Origin of the sequence: Haladaptatus sp., from assembly GCF_049589095.1 — an archaeon.
In the GTDB taxonomy this organism is placed as follows: Archaea; Halobacteriota; Halobacteria; order Halobacteriales; family Haladaptataceae; genus Haladaptatus.
This window is the reverse complement of the sequence record NZ_JBAWAC010000246.1, coordinates 1-4,051: the sequence shown is the minus strand read 5'-3', so window position 1 is coordinate 4,051 and position 4,051 is coordinate 1. Positions and strand designations below refer to the sequence as shown.

5 protein-coding genes are annotated in these 4,051 nt (G+C 62.3%); 1 reads left to right on the top strand and 4 read right to left on the bottom strand.

Going from position 1 to position 4,051, the window contains the following annotated elements:
- Positions 1-585, top strand: a 585-nt coding sequence (locus tag WBV42_RS08080; protein WP_423985572.1) for a M20/M25/M40 family metallo-hydrolase, incomplete at its 5' end; no start/stop codon positions are given.
- Positions 586-623: 38 nt separating this feature from the next.
- Here the strand turns inward: WBV42_RS08080 and WBV42_RS08075 are convergent.
- From WBV42_RS08075 to WBV42_RS08060, 4 genes are all read right to left on the bottom strand, one after another.
- Entirely contained in the window at positions 624-1,067 is a 444-nt protein-coding gene (locus WBV42_RS08075; RefSeq protein WP_423985571.1) for a DUF7555 family protein, read from the bottom strand.
- 5 nt (positions 1,068-1,072) lie between these two features.
- Positions 1,073-2,404 (bottom strand): ABC transporter ATP-binding protein, encoded by a 1,332-nt coding sequence (locus tag WBV42_RS08070; protein WP_423985570.1) that lies wholly within the window; start codon positions 2,402-2,404, stop codon positions 1,073-1,075.
- Entirely contained in the window at positions 2,401-3,477 is a 1,077-nt protein-coding gene (locus tag WBV42_RS08065) for an ABC transporter ATP-binding protein (RefSeq protein ID WP_423985569.1), read from the bottom strand. Before WBV42_RS08065 ends, WBV42_RS08070 begins: the two co-directional genes overlap by 4 nt.
- On the bottom strand, positions 3,477-4,051 hold a 575-nt coding region (locus WBV42_RS08060; protein ID WP_423985568.1), incomplete at its 5' end, for an ABC transporter permease. The genes WBV42_RS08060 and WBV42_RS08065, both read right to left, overlap by 1 nt.

The window sequence follows — 4,051 nt, the reverse complement described above, 5'->3', positions numbered from 1 at the left end:
CACGCGGGGGGGAAACCGGAGGCAGGGAAGAGTGCGATCGCCGCGCTCGCAACTGCTGTAGAGAACCTCCACGCCATCCCGCGACACAGCGGCGGTATCACGCGCGTCAACGTCGGGACAATCGAGGGCGGGACAGCGACGAATGTCATCCCGGAACGAGCCACACTCACGGCAGAGGCACGGGGGGAGACGAACGAACTCTGGGAGTACATGCGCGAGCGCGTCGAATCCGTCATCGACGGAGCCGCCGACGTCCACGACTGTCAGGTCGACCTCGAATTCGGAACCGTTCTCCCCACGGCACGCTCAGACGACTGCATCGTCGATGTCGTCGAAGCCGTCTCGCGAGAGACCTCTGGCGTGCGAGAGACCGCTACCTATCCTGACCCGACCGGCAGCGAGGACGCCACGTTCCTCATGCGCGCAGTGCAAGAGAACGGCGGGGAAGCCGCGTACGTCGGTATCGGCACGAACCATCCCGGCGACCACCACTCTGCGACCTTCGACGTCGACGAGGAGAGCATCCCTATCGGTATTCGCGTCGTCGAAGGAACTGTCCGCGAACTCGCGCGAACACGTCCCTGACAGACGCGCTGGACGTCAAGGGCGGGGTCGCTACGCGTTCAGACGACGAGGAATCGTTCGATGAGGAACGACGCGACAAGAACGAAGATGGAGCTCAGGAATACCTTCGTACCCGTCGAGAGCCGGTGATCCACTGGGAGGTCGAGCCATCGGAGTGGGGGGAGGGTGCCAACGGCCCGCTGAAACGTGGTCTCCGTTCGGTCGTCGTTCTCCTCGGCGATGTCACGTCCGCCGTCCCACGGGAGCATCGACGATCTACCTTGGTCATTCCAAGGCGGTGTCGGTCGGAGCATGAGGGTACCGTAAGCGAAGAGTACCCACCCCGCGAGGAACATGAGGAACTCGACGGCGAGCCAGCCGCTACCGAACACGAGACTGACGGCGTAGGAGCCCGCGAAGACGAGGAGGGTCAGAACGCCTGCGTACGTCGCAGCGTCGAGGACCTGGTACAACCGAAACCGGAGGGTCACGCTCGTTATCATGGCCATCACTCTCGATTCCTGACGACCTCGTCAACGGTCGGGTAGTCGTCTCGGTGTCGATGACACCGACTCACTCGTCCAGTCCCGGCCACGTCGACGTTCGACGGAGGCGTTGAGTCACAGACTGATCCGAACTCCTCCTGGAGGTAGGTGAGGGCTGCGTTCGGGTTCTCGTGGAAGAGCCGCTCGGCAGTCTCTACGTGCTCCTTGATGTCGGCAGGAACGGGTACGTCGTTGAACACCTCGGCGCGTACTGCTGAGAGCTCGTCACGGTCTCGGCCCCAGCCAACGCGAGTACGGAGTCGATCCAGAACCGATCTGTCCAGCTTCGATCGCTCACGGAGGGTATTCCAGTACACGGAAATTGCGTTCCACAAGTCGTCGTCGAGACCGCGGTATGGCTCGGGACGAATTTTCATCGGGCAACGCGTTGCGAGCGGACACCCGCTCGGTGGATCGCGGGGACTCGGTGGCGTTCCTCGCAAGACGATTCGATCGCGGTCGGCGTCGGGGTCTGGTTTCGGGATGGCAGAGAGCAGCGCTCTCGTGTAGGGGTTCGCCGGCGACGCGAAAAACTCCTCGGTTTCACCGACTTCCATGATGTTCCCGAGATACATGACGGCGATCCGATCGCAGATGTGGCGGACGACCGAGAGGTCGTGTGCGATGAAGAGGTAAGTAAGACCGAACTCGTACTGGAGGTCTTCGAGGAGGTTGAGGATCTTCGCCTGTACGGAGACGTCGAGCGCCGATACGGGCTCGTCGAGGACCACGAACTCGGGTTCAAGGCCGAGTGCGCGAGCGATGCCGATGCGTTGGCGTTGCCCGCCCGAGAACTGGTGTGGATAGCGGTAGTAGTGTTCCGGTCGGAGACCCACGGTTTCGAGGAGGTCGCGGACTCGCTCACGGCGTTCCTCAACCGTCCCGACCTCGTGGACGTCGAGGGGTTCACGGATGATTTGACCGACCGTCATGCGGTCGTTCAGGCTCGATTCCGGGTCCTGAAATACCATCTGCGTGTTCCTGCGCCATGCCTTGAGGTCGGAGCCGGAGAGCGTCGTGACGTCAGTCCCATCGAAATGGATCGTTCCTGCCGCCGCCTCTTCGAGCTGGAGGAGCGTTCGACCGAGTGTCGTCTTTCCGCACCCGGATTCGCCGACCAACCCGAGGGTCTCGCCGCGGGCGATTTCGAGTGTCACGCCGTCGACGGCCTTGACGGGATTTGAGGTAAGAATCCCGCCGTCGTCGTAGTACGTTTTCAGTTTCTCGATGGAGATCAGGACGTCCTCGTCGGTTACTGTCGTGGCCGTGGTGGCTCGGTGTTTCGTTTCACTCATCTTTCTGTCTCCTCTGTAGCGGTGTCGTGATCGCGGTGGGTTTCGACTGCGTCGGTACGCGGTTCGTCGTCCGGATAAAGAAGGCAGGCAGCGGTATGGTCCGTCACCCCGTCGCGGACCGGTACGAGTTTCGGGTGAACTGTTCGACAGTCATCGAACGCCTTCGGGCATCGGGGGGAGAACCGACAGGACGTCGCGGTGCTCGTCGGCGTCGGGACGTCACCTTCGATCGTTGCGAGTCGGTCCCGGCCGACGTTGTTGCCGGGAATGCTCGCGAGGAGTCCCTCAGTGTACGGATGGCTGGCATTTGCGAAGAGTTCACTGACTGGCGCGCTCTCGGCGATCTTGCCCGCGTACATGACGGCCACGCGGTCCGCAACCTCGGCGATGACACCCATGTCGTGTGTGATGAAGATGATGGAGAGCCCGCGGCGTGCCTGGATTTCCTCCAGGTACTCGATGATCTGTGCCTGAATGGTGACGTCGAGGGCCGTCGTCGGTTCGTCGCAGATGAGGAGGTCTGGATCGCAGGCGAGTCCCATCGCGATGACGGCGCGCTGACGCATCCCACCGGAGAACTGGTGGGGGAATTCGTCGACGCGGCGGGTTGCGTCGGGGATGCCGACGTCTTCGAGGAGTTCAATCGCCTTCTCTTTGGCCGTGCTTCCGCTGATTCCCCGGTGGAGTTGGAGTGCCTCGCGGATCTGATTCCCAACGGTGTAGACCGGATTGAGACTGTTTAACGGGTCCTGGAACACCATTGCGATTCGCCCACCGCGAATTCGCTCCATCTCTCGCTCGGTCTTCTCGGTCAGCTCTTCACCGTCGAAGGTGATACTGCTCCCCGCTTCGATCACGCCGGGTTCGTCGACCAGTCCCAGAACGGATCTCGCCGTGACGCTCTTTCCCGAGCCGCTCTCGCCGACAATTCCAAGGGTTTCTCCGCGGTTGACGTGGAAGTCGACGCCGTCGACGGCGTGGATTTCTTCTTTGTCCGTGTAGTACGTCGTGCGGAGGTTCTCGACGGACAGTATCGGGTCGATGGGGTCTGCCCGTTCGGCAGTACCCTGCATCACGCGCCACCACCTCCCGCGGCGCTCGCCTCTGCACTGGCGGCATCGCCGTCCTCTCCGCTGCCGGTGGCGCTATGGGGGTCGATCGCGTCCCGGATGCCGTCGCCGAGTGCGTTGAACGCCGTGACGACGAGGACGATGAGGAGTCCGGGAATGAGGGAGATATGCCAGGACGCCGTGGTCACGTACTGCTGTCCGTCCGCGACGGCGCGCCCCCACTCTGGGGTCGGTGGGTTCACGCCGATGCCGAGGAAGGAAAGTCCGGCCACGGCGAGGATCACGCCACCGAGACTCATCGATGCGTAAACGAGCAAGTAGCCGAGGACGTACGGAAACATGTGGTTCCGCATCGTCACGTGGGGGCGCTGGCCGAAACTCCGCGCTGCATCGACCCACCCCTGGTTAGAGACCTGCATCGTCGGTCCTCTGATCGTCCGCCAGAGGTACGGCCAGTACGTCACTCCCATGATGAGAGCGAGGAGGAGTCCGCCGTTGTAGACCCCTTCGAGCCATGTGTTTGCGAAGACCTTGGAGAGCAAGATCATGATCATCAGCTGAGGGAGTGACATGATAG